Genomic DNA, 15566 nt, shown 5'->3' with positions numbered 1-15566 from the left:
CCGGACCACGATGAAACGTCCGGTTGGGTGACGCGTGACGGACGCGCTCGACGACATAGCCGGCATCCTGGAGCGCACCGGGGAATACCGGGTGCTGCGCCGGCTCAGGGCCTTCGAGCCGGAGGCGGCCGACCCTGAGGAGCCGACCTATCTGGGGCTGATCCTCGACACCGAGACCACCGGGCTCGACCCCGCGGCCGACGAGGTGATCGAGCTCGGCATCATCGCCTTCACGTACGGGCCGAGCGGCCGGATCCACCGGGTGCGCCATCGCTTCAACCAGCTCCAGCAGCCCGCAAGGCCCATTCCCGAAGAGGTGACGCGGCTCACCGGCATCACGGACGCGGATGTGGCAGGCCGGCGCATCGACGACCGCGCCGTGGAGGCGCTGGCCGCCAGGGCGCGGGTCGTCATCGCCCACAACGCCCGCTTCGACCGGCGGATGTGCGAGGCGCGCTGGCCGGTCTTCGCCGGCCTCAACTGGGCCTGCTCCTGCCACCAGATTCCCTGGCGCGAGGAGGGCCACGAGGCGGCGCGGCTCGGCGGGCTCCTGGCCGACCACGGGTATTTCCACAACGGCCATCGGGCGATCGACGATTGCGAGGCGCTGCTGTGGCTGCTCGCCCGGCCGCTCAAGCGCTCGGGGCGCCTCGCGCTCGCCACCCTGATGGAGGCGGCCCGCCGTCCGACCGTGCGCCTGTGGGCCTCCGACGCGCCCTTCGCGCTGAAGGACCGGCTCAAGGACCGGAACTACCGCTGGTCCAGCCGGCGGCGCTGCTGGTACATCGACCTCGACGAGGCGCAGCTCGAGATCGAGCGTTCGTTCCTCTCGCGGGAGATCTATGGCGGCGCTCTCCCCGGCCTGCCCGCGGACCGCTTCACCGCCCGCGACCGCTTCTCGAGCCGAGTCGATCCCGAGGCATGATACCAACGGTCATTGTCATGTGACTGTTGGTTCCGCTCTCGAATTTTTGCCAAGCCTCTTCAACAAAGCCTGTGGCTTGGCATCGAAAATTCGAGACAGGTCAACGGCCAGCTGCGTCAGCATCTTGGGCCGTTGTATGATTCCGGGGTTGGCCGCCGCGCGGAACCGGCGGTCATGGGCGACGACCGCCGGCATGAGAAAACCCGGCGCCGCGGGACGCCGGGTTTCGCGAGATTGGGAGCTCGTCGCGCTCAGTAGCCGTAGTAGAACCGCCGCGGGCCGTAATACGGACGCCGCCAATATGGGCGCGGGCCATAATAGTAGGGCCGGGGTCCGTAGAAGGGGCGCGGCCCGTAGAACGGGCGGCAATAGCCGAAGCGGTTCGGGGCGAAGCCCGGGCCGCAGCCGCCGAGCACCGGTGTCGCCACCGGTTCGCCGGACAGCGCGCCTGCTGCACCGAGTCCGATCGGGGCGGCGCTTGCCGCAGAGGCCAGTCCGAGGCTGCCCGCCACCAGGGCGGCGATCCCGAGCACTTTGACCTGCGTCATCGTGAGCAAACTCCAGACAGGGACCGGACGGCCGGAAGCCGCCCGGGATCCTGCCGGGATAGGGCGTTGGGCCTGAATGCCCGATGAGTGCGCTCCCGTGCCGCCGTTCAGCTCTGCCCCTTGCGTGGCCGGCCGCGGCGCGGTGCTCCCTCGGCTTCGGTCACGACCGCATCGGGCGCCGCGCTGCGGGCCGCGCTGCGCATGCGCCGGCTCTGGCCGAGGCCGCTCGTCTTGGCGAGTTCGGAGCGCTGGGCCGCGTAATTGGCCGCCACCATCGGGTAGTCGGGCGGCAGGCCCCATTTCTGCCGGTACTGTTCCGGCGTGAGGCCCCGCCCCGCGAGGTGACGCTTGAGCGTCTTGTAGGGTTTGCCGTCCTCCAGCGAGATGATGTGGTCGGGCGTGACGGTCTTCTTGATCGGCACGGGGGGTGTCAGCTTCTCCGGCTCCGGCTCCGCCGGGGCGACGAGCTGCATCAGCGAACCGTGGACGGAGCCGATGAGCCCGGCGACCTCGGATGCCGGTACCGAGTTGTTCGACACGTAGGCCGACACGATGTCGGCGGTGAACTCGATCAGGTCGAGCGGGGAGGTTGGATCGTCGTTCGTCATGAGGCACCGGAATGTTTTGCTGAACAACGATGTGCATGACTTTAGCCAAAGGTCAACTTTGTCATTCGAGAGAACTTGTCTTCTCGCAGGATGAAACTCTGCATCCCAAACCGATTGCGCACGATCGGCTACAGCCCGCAGGCATGCGGTGGCCGCAGGGCCGCACCGACACGAGCCGCGCGGCCGGGCCTTGACCGTTGGCCGATCCGGTCTCATTTCGGCCGCCAAGCCCTTGCAGACCCTTGTGGAAGGCGGTCAGGAGACCGCCATCCGACCGAGCTCCCCGCGACCGATCATGACCGACCAGACACGCCGCACCTTCGTCGCGAGCGCCGTGACGGGCCTTGCCTCCGTGCTGTTCTCCACTGCGCTGACCGGCACCGCAGGCGCGTGGCCGCAGCGTTATCCTGCCCCCGCTCCCGAGGCCGAGCCAGATGACGACTGGCCCTTCGGGAGCCGCCGGGCGGTCGAGCCGGAAGATCCGTTCTGGGGCGGGCCGCGGCGGCCGGCGCCGCAGCTGCAGCCGCAGGAGCCGATCACGGCGGTCGACGACGGCCCGATCGACTATGCCCGCGCCTATGCGGCCGTGACGACCGAGCCCTTTCCGGTCCCGGCCTTCCGCTGGCAGCGGGCGAACCCGGTCTTCCTGCGCCAGGAGGTGGCCTATGGCGGGCGCTACGAGCCGGGCACGGTCGTGATCGACCCGCGGGCTCGCCACCTCTATCTCGTGCAGCCGGGCGGGCAGGCACGCCGCTACGGCGTCGGCGTCGGGCGCCAGGGCTTCGCCTGGTCGGGGGTCGCGACCATCAACTCCAAGCAAGCCTGGCCGGACTGGTACCCGCCCAAGGAGATGATCGCCCGCCAGCCGGACCTCGCCCGGCAGGTGAGCCAGCTCCAGAGCGGGCTCGGCGTCCCGGGCGGACCGCGCAACCCCCTCGGCGCCCGCGCCATGTATCTGTGGCAGAACAACAAGGATACGCTCTACCGCATCCACGGCACCACCGAGCCGGAGACCATCGGGCGCAGCGTCTCCTCGGGCTGCATCCGCATGATCAACCAGGACGTGATCGACCTCTACGCGCGGGTCGCCATCGGCGCCCAGGTCGTGGTGCTGGGCTAGAGCATTTTCCGACGAAGTGGATACCGGTTTGTCGCAGACAATGCGGCAACTCAAAGACATAGAACAGAAGCCATCCATGGTTGAGCGACTTCTGTTCTAGAGTTTGTCCAGGAGAAGTGGACACCTTTTCTCTGGCACCGGCTTCCTGGCACCGGTTCTCCGTTCGGACATTCTTCCAATCAATGCCTTGTCTGTCAGGCGCTCATTGAAGCGCCTGACAGACTCTGGCTTCCGGAGCGAGCGCCGGGATCACGAGCGCACGCCCTTCAGAAGGCCGGCCGCGAGCGCGCCGATCGCGCCCAGGGCCGCCAGCACGTTCGCCGCGGTGGACGGGTCGGTGAGGAACGCGGCGAGTGTGGGCTTGCCGGCGAGGCTGGCGCCGATCGCCGCGGCCGAGAGCAGGCCGGTCACCACGCCGGGCGTCAGGAACTTCGTCATGGTCTCTCTCCGGTGTCTGCGCCGCGGGACCCGGCGGCGCGCGGGAGGGCTCAGGCCGAGAGCCGCGCGATCGCGCGCCGCCACCCGGGCTTGGAGGCGGCGGTCGGAGCCGAGGCCGCCATCGCGAGGGCCGCGGCCCTGACCTCGCTCACGCGGCGCCCCCAGCCGCGGCCGAAGCTCGGCCAGGTGGACAGCCGCTGCAGGAAGGCGAGCCGGTCGGCCGAGATCCGCCGGATCGTGCGCGCCGCCGGCGCCCGGGCGGCCGCCGCCAGCGTCATCGGGCCGATCCGCCCGTCATCCGCCACGCCCACGGCGCGTTGCAGCGCCATCGCGGCCCGCCTCACGCCGCTGTTCACCGCAAGGTCGAACACCGCCAGGTCCACCCCGGCCGGCAGGGCGTCGCCGTGCACCGCATCCCAGAACCGCGCCCGGTACAGCGGCGCCACCGAGGCGGGCGTCAGCGCCTTCACCTCCGCCCGGGTCGCCGGCCGCCCCAGCCAGGCCGACAGCGTCGCTTGCGTGACCCCGAGGTTGGTGGGCCCGCCCGGGTCGGCCGGATGATCGGACCAGCCGCCCTCGTGCGCGAGCACGCGCGCGAGCGCAGCGTCGAAGCGCGACGCAGCCATCGAGTCTCTCCAGGGGTGGGGATCAGGGGGAGCCGAAGTCCGGCCGAGCCGGCCTGCCGGACCTCAGGCTGGGGTCAGCTCAGGCGGGCTTCGAGCGCCGCCAAGCGGGCCTCCTGGCCGCGGGCGATGAACAGCGCGAGCTGATCCGGCCGGAAGCCGTAGCGGTCGCCGGCCGGCCGGGCGGGCGACAGCACGCGGGTCTCGCCGCTCGGCTCTCCGTCCTCGCCGAGGATCGGCTCGGAGACCTCGGGCTCGGCGTCCCACTTGTCGTAGCAGATGAAGGCGTAGCGGAACGGGTCGAGGCCGCGCGCCTGCCCCAGCGCGATCGCCCGCTGCACCGTCAGGCCGATGTGGTGCCGCGCCCCCTCCGCGCCCTTCTCGGCAATTGCGGAGAGGAACTGGAAGGTGCCGATCTCCTTGGCGAGATCGCTCGCCCACGCGAGTTCCGCCTCGGTCAGCGGCGCAACCCCGGTCTTCTCGCGGGCATCCGAGGTGTTGATCGAGCCGGTCGCGGCGTAGACGGTGCTCCACCGGTTCGGGGCGAGCCCGCTGGCTTTGGCGTTGTCGGCAGACGGATGGAACCCGGCCTCGGTGAACCAGAACAGGTCGCCGGTGTCGTCCCGGTACACCCGCAGCGGGCCGCCGGCCGCGTACACCACCCAGCGCGCGGCGCCGCTCCAGCGGTCCGCCCACGCCACCTCGCCCGCAAGGCCGCTGACGGCCACGGCGCCGGGGACGGTGATGCCCGCCGTGAAGCTGCCGCCCGCCTTGTCCATCTTGGTGGTCGGATCGAAGCTGGCCGAGGTCCAGAGGCGATCCCAGCTGCTCCAGCGGCCGGCGACCCGGACGCGCTGCCAGGTCTCCCGCGCGGCGGCGTCGTTCAGCCGCGTCGCCCGCTGCAGGGCGTAGAGGCTGCTGTTCGAGTGGGTCTGGACCTCGATGTACCACCACTCGGCCGTGGGCGCGTTGACGAGCTGCGCGCCGTCGTAGAAGCCCGCGGTCGTGAGCGTGTCGAGGTTCGTCGCGGCGGGGAGCCGGCTCGCCTTGCCGTACGTCAGCGCGCCCGCCGCGAGCGGGCCGGCGACGAGCCCGCCGGTGCTGCGGTCGATCCGCAGCGCCTCGATCCAGGCGCTGCCGTCGGCCGAGACCTTCAGGTGCAGGTCGTCGTCGCCGGTCAGCCCGATCTCGGCCCGGCCGGACCAGCCGGATTGGAACAGCAGCGAGAGCGTGTTGGCGGGCGCGTCCTTGTTGAGGGTGTAGCGCAGGTCGCCCGTGCCGCCCTCGGCGCGGGCGAGCGCGGTCCACAGCGCCGCGTTGAGCTTGGCCGCGAACGGATTGGCGGCATCCGCCGTGGTGCCGATCCCGAGGCGGGCGAGGTTCTGCAGCGCCGTGAGCGTGGCCCGGAACCCGACCCACGCACCGCCCGTGTAGGTGTAAAGGTCCGCCTCATCGGTGACCCAGGCGAACCACCCGGGCCGCGGAACGAAGGATCGCCACGCGCCGTCCTGAAACCGGACGATGCGCCCCGCCCATCCCGTCCACGCGCCGCTCGGGCTCGCTCCGGCGATCAGGTAGCGGTCGCCCTCGGCCGGGCTTGCCGGGGGTTCGAGCCGGTCCTTGTCGAGGACGGCGAGCTGCACCAGCGTGTCGAGGCCGAGCAGTGCCTCGTTGTGCGTCACGTGTTTCTGCGCCTGCGCCGCCTGCAGGAGCGGCAGCGCGAGCAGCGGCGTTGCGTCAGACATGGAGCGTCGTCCTCAGGGCCGCGCCGCGGCCGTAGGTTGCGGAGAGCTGGTGGATGGCGATGGACAGGCGCAGCACCGGCCCGCCGAAGTCCGCCGCCTGCTCGGCCGCCGTGTAGGTCAGGCGCGGCGTGTCGGTCTGGACCGTGCGGAGCACCGTCATCCCGTCGCGAATCTCGACCGCATAGGCCTCGGTCTCCTCGGCGAGCGGCACCTCGGTCTGCTCCCAGGCATCGCCGTTGAGCCGGGTGCGGCGGATCCAGCTCAGCACGAGGTCGCCGCTCGCCTGGCGCCGCAGCCGGGCCTGCACCGGGGCGTAGGGGCGCAGGCCCGCCCCCGCGATGGTCAGGGTGGCGCCCGCATAGCTCGCATCCTCCGGCGGCAGTGCCGCCGGCCCCCAGCGGAAGACCTGCGGCAGGGCCCGGCTGGCCAGGGGCATGCCCGACTGCACCAGGGCCTCCGAGAGCACCACGAACGGCGCCCCGGCCGGGGTCGGGTCGCCCAGGGCGAACTCGGTCCCGCGCTGCCCGCGCAGCAAGGTGGTCAGCCGACAGCGGCCCGGCCCCAGCAGGGTGGCGGTGGCCCATTGCAGGATCTCCCACTCGCCCGAGGGGGTGAGCAGGGCCGCCGCGTTGGCGCCGTTGAGCACCTCCATCTCCGGCGCGGAGGTGAGCTCGGCCCCGGCCGGCACCTGCACGTCGAGCGCCGAGACCCGGTCCCAGCGCTGGGTGGGGCCGCTGGAGAGCGGGGCCGTGAGCTGGCCGATGATCGAGCGGGCGGCCACCACCGCATCCGCCGCGAACGGCCCGCCGCCGAGCGCCCGCAGCACCGCGATCGGCGACCACGGCGCGGTGTAGCCGGCGAAGTACGGCGCATGCGCCACCGCGTCCGCGCGCAGCAGCGGCAGGTCCAGGGCCTGGAACAGCCCGACCCCGATCGTCGCCGGCGGGGCCGGCGCCCGCCCGCTGGCACTGCCGTCCCGGTAGGCATAGACGCCGCTGTCCGCCCGCACCGCGCTCACCGGCCGGCCCGCCTCCAGGCCCAGCCGCGTCAGGCGGTAGTCGGTGCGGCTGCCGGCCAGCGTCAGGCTGACGACGTCGCCCGCCTCCAGGGCCAGGGCCGAGGGCGGCAGCACCGCGCCGACCGCCTCGCGCTCCACCACCGCCTGATAGAGCAGCGCCTGGGCCAAGCCGCGGGCGGCGCCCTCCTCCAGGCACAGCGGCAGCGCGGTCCGCGACACCGCGGCCGAGCGGCCGGCGGCGCGGCGCGCCTCGACGGCCGCGCTCTGGTAGGCGCGGGCCGGATCGAGGTAGCTCAGCGCCACCGCGGCCGGCAGCGCGGTCTCGTCCGTGCGGGTGCGCCGGTAATCCGGCCCGGCGCCGGAGGCGACCAGATCGGCTTCGGTGAAGTGGGCCACCGGAGCCTGCGCGAGCGGCCGGAAGTGGATGGCGCCGCCGCTCTCGACCCCATCGAAGAAGTAGGCGGTGCGCAAGGGCGCCAGGCTGTCGCGCGGGGCCTGCACCTCGGCCACGGTGTAGCCGTGCACGAGGCCGTGCAGCGCCGACACGTCGACCGGCGCGCCGCTGCCGGCGCAGAGATCGGCGACGACGTCGGGCAGCAGGCCGAGGTTGAGCCGGCCGGTGAGCCAATGCCCGAGGCTGTAGTTCGGGCTGTCGCTCCAGACCGAAACCTGGCGCGGGAACTCGGGGAAGGGCCGCGCATCCCAGGTCCACACGAACAGCCGCTGCGGATCGACCATGCGGCCGCCGTAGACCGTCGAGACCGGGTTGCCGTCCGGGCTCTGCCAGTGGCGCAGCGTCGCCTCGAGGTAGGCGCGCTGCATCATCAGGTCCTGCCGGCCGGAGGAGTAATGGGGCAGGAAGCTCTCGGAGGATTTCGGATCGACGAAGACGTTGGGCTGGTTGGCGCCCTTGTCGACGGCCGGGCAGCCCACCTCGGTGAAGCGGATCGGCTTGGACTGGGGCCGCCAGGCGGTGGCGGCTTCCTGCCGGACGCCGCCGGGCCGGTCGTGGTGCGGGTTGAGCCACCAGGCGCGCAGATCCTTGATCCGGAACACCCACGGCTCGGCATGGGCGCTGTCGGTGATCGGCACCCGGTTCTGCGCGTCGCGGTCGGCGAGCGTCGGATAGTACCAGTCGAACAGCTCGCCCCCGGCGATGTTCTGCGTCAGATACTCCGGATCGTAGATCGCCTTGTGATCCTGCGCGTCCAGATGATCGAAGCCGTCGCGCCAGTCTGAGAGCGGCATGTAGTTGTCGATGCCGATGAAGTCGATGTTGCTGTCCGCCCAGAGCGGATCGAGGTGGAAGTAGACGTCGCCGGTGCCGTCGGCCGGGCGATAATTGGCGTACTCGCTCCAGTCGGCGCCGTAGCCGATTGCAGCCCCGGCGCCGAGGATGGCGCGGGCGTCGGCCGCCAGGGACTTGAGCTGCGCCACGGCCGGAAAGGTGGCGGGGTCCGAGCGCACGGAGGTCAGCCCGACCATCTCCGAGCCGATCAGGAAGCTGTCGACCCCGCCCGCTGCCTCGGCCAGACGGGCGCAGTGCAGGATGAAGCGGCGGAAGCTCCACTCGGCCTTGGCGCAGCTGACGGTCGCGCCGGTCCAGGCCAGATCGGCCGGCCTCACCGTGCCGAAGAAGGCCGCCACCTGCGCGGCGGCCGCCGCGGTCTTGTCCGGGCTGCCCGGGCGGCCGATCGCCGGATCGCAGCTGAGGCGCCCGCGCCAGGGAAACGCCGCCTGCTCGGGCCCGCCATACGGGTCGGGCAGGCCGTTCCCGGCCGGGATGTCCATCATCACGAACGGGTAGAGCGTGACCGACAAGCCCCGCCGCTTCAGCTCGCCGATCGCCTGCACCACCGAAAGATCCGAGGGCGCCCCGCCGAGCAGCGGGGCGCCGTCCGCGTCCCGGCTCACCACCGACGCTTGCGCCCGCGACAGGCCGCCGGCCCGCCAGGGCACATCCGTGCTCTTGGCGGCCGTCTCGACCTTCGGCAGGATCCGGCAGGCGGCAAGCCGCAGGTCGGTGCCGTGCCACGCCACCACCAGCGCGACGTGCCGGCAGCGCGGCGCCTCGGCCTGGAGCTGATCGAGCGCCTTCAGCAGATCGACCCCGCCCGAGACGGTGTTCTGCCCGGCAATGGCGCCGAACTCGCGCGCCGTCACCGGGGCGGTGGCATAGACGAACTCGCCCATGCCCGGGATCAGGGTCACGGCGGTGATCAGCTCCTCCAGCGCGGGCCGTGCACTGGCGGCGGGCGGGCGGCGGATGATCTCGGCGGTGATCACCGGGACGCGGTTGCCGAAGGCGGCCAACGGCAGATCCTCGAACACGAGATAAGCCACGCCCCGGTAGGCCGGGGCCGCGCCCTCGATCGCCTCGATCTTGGGATCCGGCAGCTGATCCTCCGTGCCGAGATAGAGCCGGGCCTGGTAGTCGGCGAGCCGGATCGGCTTGCCGTCCGCGTAGACCTCGCCGAGGGCCTGGATCGGCCCCTCGCAGAAGGCCACCGCCATGCTGACGCTGTAGCTGTACGTCACGTTGTAGGTCTTCGGCTGCGGCATCCCCTTGCCGCCGCGGGTCTTCACCGTCTCGACGGCCTGGGTCTCCTTGAGCCTGGTGGCCCAGATGATCTGGCCGGCGACGCGGGTGCGGCCGTAGACGCGGGCGATCGCCGCGCCCTCGCTGGACGCGGTGACGTAGAGCTCGGACAGGCGCGGCCCGCTGGCGATCTGCGGCTTGGGCCGCGCGCCGAACAGGGCGCGATCGGCCACCCCGCCGAGGGCGGCCCCGGCGATCCCGCCGAGGACGCCGCCGAGCGGCCCGCCGAGCGCGGTGCCGACCGCCTTGCCGGCATAGGACAGCACCAGCGTGCTCATCGGGCGATCTCCGGAAAGCGGAAGGCATGCGCGATGCGCCGGCTCCAGGCCGGCGGGATCCCGCTCTCCAGGACGGCATGGCCGTCATAGGCGTGGATCATCCGGCTGGGGCCGGAGAGGATGGCGCAGTGCTTGGCCGGCAGCCCGTCGCGCCAGCGGAACAGCAGCACGTCACCGGCTTCCGCCTGCGGGATCGGGATTTCCTCAAGGTGGCGGCGGGCCGCCTCGCGCAGCGTCTCGCTGCCGTGGTCCTCCGCCCAGCTCGGGCTGTAGGGCGGCGGCGCTTCGGGCGCGCAGCCGTACAGCTCGGCATAGACGCCGCGCAGCAGGCCGAGGCAGTCGCAGCCCACCCCCTTGAGCGCGGCCTGATGATGGTAGGGGGTGGCGAGCCACGTCCGGGCGAGCGCAACGACCCGCGCGCGGGTGCGATCAGAGGCGTCCGCCGTCATTCTGCGCTCCCGCCGGGCTGGCCGACACCGCGTAGTCGTTGCCCGGCAGATCCGGGAAGCCGCGGAAGTGGACGCCATTGCCGAACTTGGCCCGGCAACTCGTGAAGGACTTGTCGCAGCCGGCCGTGAGCGTGAAGCTGTCGCCGGCCGCCATCGGGGCCGGCATCGGCTCCCACAGCTCGAGCAAGGCGCTCGCTCCGGAACGCAGGTGGGCGCGCACCTCGACGACTGCCCCGGCATTGGCGCCGGAGGCCCAGACCAGGTGGCCGGCGGTGAACCAGTCGGTGCGGTAGGCCTCGAGGCCCGCGGCGACGAGCGCGCGGGCGGAGCGCACGGCGGTGACGCGGCCGCTGCCCTGATAGGTGGCCGATGTGGCGTCGATCCCGCAGCGGGGATCGCCGAACAGGGCATCGCAGGAGCGCTGGTAGAGCCGGCCGCAGGGCTGAGCCAGCCGATCGGCGAGCCCGCGCACCTCGGCGGTGAAGCCGGTGCAGCCGCGCGAGACCTCGCCGATGGTGCCGGACAGGATGAGCACCGCATGGGCCGGGGCGGCCCAGTCCAGCCACCACACCGCGACGGCGGCACCGTCGTAGAGGCCGCGGGCGAGCTCGGCCTCGGCCAGGCGCCCGCTGCTCAGCGCGCCCATGATCTCCAGGCTGTCGACGGCGAGCCCCGCGCTCTGCTCGAGGGCGCTGCCGGTGGCGCCGCTCTCGGCCGAGCAGAGCACGCCGTCGCAGGTCACGTCCTCGTCGTGATCCGTGAAGCCGAGGCGCTGGCCGTCGCTGCGGGTGAGGATCCAGCAGCGGCACAGGGTGGTGACGCCGCTGGCGAGGCTGGCGGCGAGGCCGGGCGGCAGGGTCTTCATCGGCGCAGCTCGATCACCGGAATGTCGGCGACCACGCCGGCCAGCACGGCCTGGTGGTCGATCTCGAGGCGGTCGCTGGCGAAGCGCACCGGCACATCGAACAGGAAGCCGGCGGTGACGGCAGCACCCGGCGCCGGCGCCGCGGCCAGGGTGACGCGCCCGGTGGTGGGATCGACCTGGAAGGCGGAGGCCGGCAGCTCGGTGCCGGCGACCGCGATGCGCACGGAGCCGGCGACCGGCTTGCGGATGGGGCGGAGATAGGGAGCGAAGGCGCCGCCATAGGTCTTGGCGAGCGGGAACACCGTGGTGCTGCCGTCGCCGGTGCCGAGCGGCTGGTCGGTGGGAGCCGGCTGCTGGCCAAGCGCACAGGAGGCATGGTCGAAGGTGTCGCGCCAGCGGAAGCCGTAGAGCGGCCCGCGGCGCTCCTCGAAGAAGGCCAGCAGCAGGGCGATGTCCTCGGCCCGGCGCAGGGCCGGGCCGGCATTGTAGGAGCGGCGGGAGTGGCGCCAGAGGCTGTTGCGCTCCTCGTCGCCCGAGCCCAGCGTGACGATCTCGGTGCGCCGCTCGGGCCCGCCGCGCGAGCCGTAGGAGAGGCTCAGGGGAAAGCGCACCTCGTGGAAGGCCGTGCACATCTCACATTCCTCGCAAGCCGCGCTGCACCGCGCGGGCGAGCGCGGCAGTGATCTGCGCCTCGGAGCGCGCGAAGCTCGGCGCGTCGGGCGTGGCGATCGAGACCGAGACCTGGATCGGGGGCGGCGCCTGTGGCGGGACGCTGCTGCGGGCGGCCGGCAGGATGCGGCCCGGCTGGAGCGGCACGAAGGTTTCCCGGCCGCGCTCGCCCACCGTGTAGGCGAGGCCCGGCGTCACCGGCCCGCCCTCGGCGCGTCCGGTCGGGTTGAGGTCGAAGCCGAGGCCGCCGAAGACCTGCCCCAGGAGATCGCTGCCCGCCCCTCCCTTCGAGAAGAGGCCCTCGACCGTGCGGTCGATGCTTTTCGCCGCGAGCATGGTGACGAGGCGCGAGAGCACGACGTTGAGTTTTTCGCCGTCGAGGATCGCGCCCTTGAGTCCCTCGGAGAGGGCCGCACCGAAATCGCGGGAGGCCTGCCGGAAGGCGCGCTGCGCCCGTTCCGCCGTCTCGACCTGCTCGGCCGCCGCGCCATAGGCCGTCGCGACTTTCTCGATCTCGGCCGTGAGCTGCGGGGTTACGGCGAGGTCCGCCTTCTTGGCGGCGTCGAGGAGGCGGAAGGCAGCTTCGGCCTTCGCGGCGGCCCCCTCCGACCGGCCGACCGTCTCGGCCTCGACCCGCAGGAGGCCCGTGCGCTTGGTGAGGCGGGCGACCTCGGCGGTGAAATCGTCCTCGGACGCGGATGTACGCGGGGCGGCCGATGCCGGCGGAGCCGGGACGGGATCGGGGTTCTGGGCTGGCATGGGCGTGGCGCCCGAAGCGCCGGCCGGGGCCGCCACCCGGGCGATCTCGGCCCGCACCCCCTCCCCGGCCCGCGCCATCGCGGCCTGGATGCGGGCCGCGCCTGCCGCGGCGGCGCGTTCGGCCTGTGCGAGCGCCCGCTCGGCCACGGGCGCGGCGCGACCGAGCTCGCGCTCATAGGCGTCGATATTGGCCTCCAGGGAGACGACCAGACGGTCAAGCTCGGTCGACATTCTGCGCTCCCGCGGTCTCGGTCCGGATCCAGGCCCAGAGGGCGTCTTCCTCCGCCTCCGTCATCGGCTCGGGCGCGTCGGGATCCTGCGCCCGGTTGAAACCGTCGAGGTAGGCGGCGAACTGCCAGAGGCTCATCGCCCGCAGATCCGCGACGGGGAGCCCCATGGCGGCGGCGGCCTCGTAGAAGGGCGCGAAGGCCATGCGGCCCTCCGGACGGGCGGGACCGGGGCGCATCCAGCGGCCGACCGTCTCGTCCTCGGCACCCTCCAGCCCCGCCGCGAGCGCCAGGGTGGCGGTGGCGATGACGGTCAGGCAGGGCAAATTGTCGAGTTTGTCGGCGAGCGCATGGGCTTCGCCGACGCTGGCCCCGCCGCCGATCAGGGCCGTGCACAGGATGTCGCGCAGATCGCGGAAGCGGTAGGGCCGCCCGGCATGGAGCCGGTGCAGCAGGTCGGCGGGACCGAGGCCGGTCGCCTCCTGGAGGGCTTCGAGATCGCCGATGGCGAGGCGGAAGCGGCGGGTCGCGCCGGCAAACGCGAGGTCGACATGGCCGTCGCGGCTCATGGGACACCTCAGGGAGCGGGCGTGAACGGCACCGGGCCGCTCGATTGCAGGGCGACCGTCACGGTGCAGCGCTCGCCGCGGATCGCCCCGACCTCGAAGCTCGTGAGGTGGAAGAGGCCCTCCCAGTGGCCGCCGCTCTCGGTGGCGGCGATGTCGATCCGGATGCGGACGGGGATGTCCGCCTCGAAGGCGGCGCGCCAGCGTGCGAGGCTCTGGCGGGCCATGACGCCCTTGCCGTTGACCGTCACCGATTTCGAGACGACGTCGCGGGCGACGAAGGGCGCGGCATCCTCATTGGCGCAATCGGGAATGGCGACGCTGTTGGTCTCCTTGGCGAAGGAGATCGAGCGCTCGGTGAGCCCGCAGGGCGCCTCGAAGGTGCCGGCCTGGGTAAGGCTCTCCAGCTTCACGGAAACACCGGAAAAGGGCAGCGTGGCAGCTTCGGCCATGGGTTGGAATCCTCTGTGTCAGACGGGGTCCGGGGCCCGAGGCCCCGGCGGGTCCAGGGCGGAGCCCTGGTCGGGTCCGGGGCGAAGCCCCGGTCATGCGATCGCGACGGCGGTGAAGCGCAGGATGCCGTGCCAGGAGGCGGGGCCCTGCGGCTCGGGCACGTAGAGGCTGCGTTCGTGGGCGATCCAGAGGAGCTGGCCGCGGGACAGCGTCAGGTCGGCCTCGTCGAGGGCGGCGGCGGCCGCAGCGGCGAGGCGCTGGATGGCAGTGGTGCCGCGCTCGCCGCGGGCGAAGGCATGGACGGTGATACGGCAGGTGCAGCCGGTCCAGCCTTCGGCCTCGTAGGGTGTGGTCTCGACGGGATCGAGACGCAGGAAGGGCCAGTCCTCCCCGGCCCGCACGTAGTCGCGCACGCGGCCGTGGATGAGGGTGCGCAGGTCCGGATCGGTGGCGAGGCGAGCCAGCACCGCGTGGCCGACCGGTTCCCCGAGATCGAGGCTTGCCATGTCAGGGCTCCGGGTCCCGCAGGCGATCGAGGACGGGTCCGAGGACGGGCCGGGCGGGAGCCGCAGCGGTGCCGAATTCCCGGGCGGCGAGGCCCGGCGCCGCCACCGTCACGGCGGTGCCCGCCGGCGTCGCCGTGACGATCGTGTCCATCCCGGCCGGGAGGTCGGCGGCGATCGCTTCCGCAGCAGCGGCGAGGCGATCACCGGCCCGGCGGCGGCCTGCCTGCCGGAGGGCAGCGAGGCGGCCGGAGAGGCGGGCGAGGTTCATCAGACCGGCCTCCCCTCCACCAGGACGTGGCTGCCGGCGGGGTCGCGCACGACGGAGACGATGCGCCAGCGGCCTTCCGCGACCGTGACCTCGTCCTCCGCCGTGGGGTTTGGATCGAGGCTCTTCGAGAGCACTACCAGGGTGATGCGGCGGCCGGGCAGGCCCGGCATTTCGGTGCCCTCGTGCAGGGCCTCCAGGCGGTAGCGGATGGGGACATCCGCAAAGCCGCCATCGGCCTGCGCGCGATGCAGGATCCCGTCCCGGCAGAGGGGATTGGCTGCGGCAGCAAGGAGCGCCGCGAGGCTGTCGGCGAGCGCGCCCATTACACCACCACGATCCCGGGGCTGTTGCGCAGAAGTGCTTCGTGGAAGCGCCGCCCGTAGGAGGTCCGGCCGAGGGTGCCGGGCAGGTCGGTGCCGGTCTCGCGCCGTTCGACCTGAAGGGTGCCGCTGCGCAGCACCCGCGGGTCGCCGGCCCGCGCCCATTCGCCCTCCGGACCGAACCCGTCGAGGGTGAGGACATGGGCGGCGTAGAGCATGCGGGCGAGGTCGCGCTCGCCCGGCGCCCAGGTGTGATCGAACTGGATTGCGGCCTCCGCGAGGGCGCCCGCAACCGCCGCGTCGGGGGCTGCCGCGAAGGCGGGGAAGCGGGCCTTGAGGTCCGCGGGCGTCAGCGTGCCGTCCGCCATGGTCAGACCTCCCGCATGCGGGGGCGCCGCCGGGGAGCAGGCGCGTCGGCGATCACGACCTCGCCGGCCGCCTCCCAGGCCCGCAGGAGCGGGTCGTCGCGGTCGAGGAGGTCGAGATCGGCGCTCTCGCCCGGGCCGAGCCGGCGGGGCGCCGCCTCGCCCCGCACCCAGAACAGCCGGGCGCCGCGCGCCCGGTTCGTCACCTGCACCATGG

At 72.7% G+C, this 15566-nt stretch carries 19 protein-coding genes; 2 read left to right on the top strand and 17 right to left on the bottom strand.

Annotated features, from left to right (window positions below; genetic code table 11):
• Positions 1 to 34: 34 nt before the first annotated feature.
• Positions 35 to 925: a 3'-5' exonuclease gene (locus MNOD_RS31055; protein WP_015932921.1), complete on the top strand. Its 891-nt coding sequence runs from the start codon at positions 35 to 37 to the stop codon at positions 923 to 925.
• Positions 926 to 1176: 251 nt separating this feature from the next.
• Here the strand turns inward: MNOD_RS31055 and MNOD_RS31050 are convergent, their stop codons facing one another.
• On the bottom strand, positions 1177 to 1473 hold the full coding sequence (locus tag MNOD_RS31050; RefSeq protein ID WP_015932920.1) for a GCG_CRPN prefix-to-repeats domain-containing protein: 297 nt from the start codon (positions 1471 to 1473) through the stop codon (positions 1177 to 1179).
• 107 nt (positions 1474 to 1580) lie between these two features.
• Positions 1581 to 2081 (bottom strand): Ros/MucR family transcriptional regulator, encoded by a 501-nt coding sequence (locus tag MNOD_RS31045; RefSeq protein WP_015932919.1) that lies wholly within the window; start codon positions 2079 to 2081, stop codon positions 1581 to 1583.
• 295 nt (positions 2082 to 2376) lie between these two features.
• Here MNOD_RS31045 and MNOD_RS31040 point away from each other — a divergent pair, with 295 nt between their 5' ends.
• On the top strand, positions 2377 to 3201 hold the full coding sequence (locus tag MNOD_RS31040; RefSeq protein WP_015932918.1) for a L,D-transpeptidase: 825 nt from the start codon (positions 2377 to 2379) through the stop codon (positions 3199 to 3201).
• A gap of 249 nt (positions 3202 to 3450) precedes the next feature.
• Here the strand turns inward: MNOD_RS31040 and MNOD_RS31035 are convergent, their stop codons facing one another.
• From MNOD_RS31035 to MNOD_RS30965, 15 genes are all read right to left on the bottom strand, one after another.
• Positions 3451 to 3639 carry a hypothetical protein gene (locus tag MNOD_RS31035; protein WP_015932917.1) on the bottom strand — a complete coding sequence of 63 codons (189 nt, stop codon included), beginning with the start codon at positions 3637 to 3639 and terminating at the stop codon, positions 3451 to 3453.
• A gap of 50 nt (positions 3640 to 3689) precedes the next feature.
• Positions 3690 to 4265 (bottom strand): glycoside hydrolase family 108 protein, encoded by a 576-nt coding sequence (locus MNOD_RS31030; protein ID WP_015932916.1) that lies wholly within the window; start codon positions 4263 to 4265, stop codon positions 3690 to 3692.
• A gap of 74 nt (positions 4266 to 4339) precedes the next feature.
• Positions 4340 to 6007 (bottom strand): DUF2793 domain-containing protein, encoded by a 1668-nt coding sequence (locus MNOD_RS44390; protein ID WP_015932915.1) that lies wholly within the window; start codon positions 6005 to 6007, stop codon positions 4340 to 4342.
• Positions 6000 to 9902 carry a baseplate multidomain protein megatron gene (locus MNOD_RS31020; protein ID WP_015932914.1) on the bottom strand — a complete coding sequence of 1301 codons (3903 nt, stop codon included), beginning with the start codon at positions 9900 to 9902 and terminating at the stop codon, positions 6000 to 6002. The genes MNOD_RS44390 and MNOD_RS31020 overlap by 8 nt, the downstream gene beginning before the upstream one ends.
• Positions 9899 to 10351 carry an NlpC/P60 family protein gene (locus tag MNOD_RS31015; protein WP_015932913.1) on the bottom strand — a complete coding sequence of 151 codons (453 nt, stop codon included), beginning with the start codon at positions 10349 to 10351 and terminating at the stop codon, positions 9899 to 9901. Before MNOD_RS31015 ends, MNOD_RS31020 begins: the two co-directional genes overlap by 4 nt.
• On the bottom strand, positions 10332 to 11216 hold the full coding sequence (locus MNOD_RS31010; RefSeq protein ID WP_015928686.1) for a DUF2163 domain-containing protein: 885 nt from the start codon (positions 11214 to 11216) through the stop codon (positions 10332 to 10334). The genes MNOD_RS31015 and MNOD_RS31010 overlap by 20 nt, the downstream gene beginning before the upstream one ends.
• Complete coding sequence (locus tag MNOD_RS31005) at positions 11213 to 11848, bottom strand: DUF2460 domain-containing protein (protein ID WP_015932912.1); 636 nt, start codon at positions 11846 to 11848, stop codon at positions 11213 to 11215. Before MNOD_RS31005 ends, MNOD_RS31010 begins: the two co-directional genes overlap by 4 nt.
• 1 nt (position 11849) lies before the next feature.
• Positions 11850 to 12875: a hypothetical protein gene (locus MNOD_RS31000; protein WP_015932911.1), complete on the bottom strand. Its 1026-nt coding sequence runs from the start codon at positions 12873 to 12875 to the stop codon at positions 11850 to 11852.
• Positions 12859 to 13440 (bottom strand): gene transfer agent family protein, encoded by a 582-nt coding sequence (locus tag MNOD_RS30995; RefSeq protein WP_015932910.1) that lies wholly within the window; start codon positions 13438 to 13440, stop codon positions 12859 to 12861. Before MNOD_RS30995 ends, MNOD_RS31000 begins: the two co-directional genes overlap by 17 nt.
• 8 nt (positions 13441 to 13448) lie before the next feature.
• Positions 13449 to 13889 (bottom strand): phage tail tube protein, encoded by a 441-nt coding sequence (locus MNOD_RS30990; protein ID WP_015932909.1) that lies wholly within the window; start codon positions 13887 to 13889, stop codon positions 13449 to 13451.
• A gap of 93 nt (positions 13890 to 13982) precedes the next feature.
• Positions 13983 to 14396: a DUF3168 domain-containing protein gene (locus MNOD_RS30985; protein ID WP_015932908.1), complete on the bottom strand. Its 414-nt coding sequence runs from the start codon at positions 14394 to 14396 to the stop codon at positions 13983 to 13985.
• Position 14397: 1 nt separating this feature from the next.
• Positions 14398 to 14664 (bottom strand): hypothetical protein, encoded by a 267-nt coding sequence (locus MNOD_RS30980; RefSeq protein WP_015932907.1) that lies wholly within the window; start codon positions 14662 to 14664, stop codon positions 14398 to 14400.
• Positions 14664 to 14987, bottom strand: coding sequence for a hypothetical protein (locus MNOD_RS30975; RefSeq protein ID WP_015932906.1), 324 nt, complete (start codon positions 14985 to 14987; stop codon positions 14664 to 14666). The genes MNOD_RS30980 and MNOD_RS30975 overlap by 1 nt, the downstream gene beginning before the upstream one ends.
• Positions 14987 to 15352: a DUF4054 domain-containing protein gene (locus tag MNOD_RS30970; protein ID WP_015932905.1), complete on the bottom strand. Its 366-nt coding sequence runs from the start codon at positions 15350 to 15352 to the stop codon at positions 14987 to 14989. The genes MNOD_RS30975 and MNOD_RS30970 overlap by 1 nt, the downstream gene beginning before the upstream one ends.
• A 2-nt stretch (positions 15353 to 15354) precedes the next feature.
• Entirely contained in the window at positions 15355 to 15564 is a 210-nt protein-coding gene (locus tag MNOD_RS30965) for a hypothetical protein (protein ID WP_015932904.1), read from the bottom strand.
• Between the last annotated feature and the right edge of the window lie 2 nt (positions 15565 to 15566).

It is taken from the genome of Methylobacterium nodulans ORS 2060, assembly GCF_000022085.1.
Lineage (GTDB): Bacteria > Pseudomonadota > Alphaproteobacteria > Rhizobiales > Beijerinckiaceae > Methylobacterium > Methylobacterium nodulans.
This window is presented reverse-complemented; position numbering and strand designations above follow the sequence as displayed.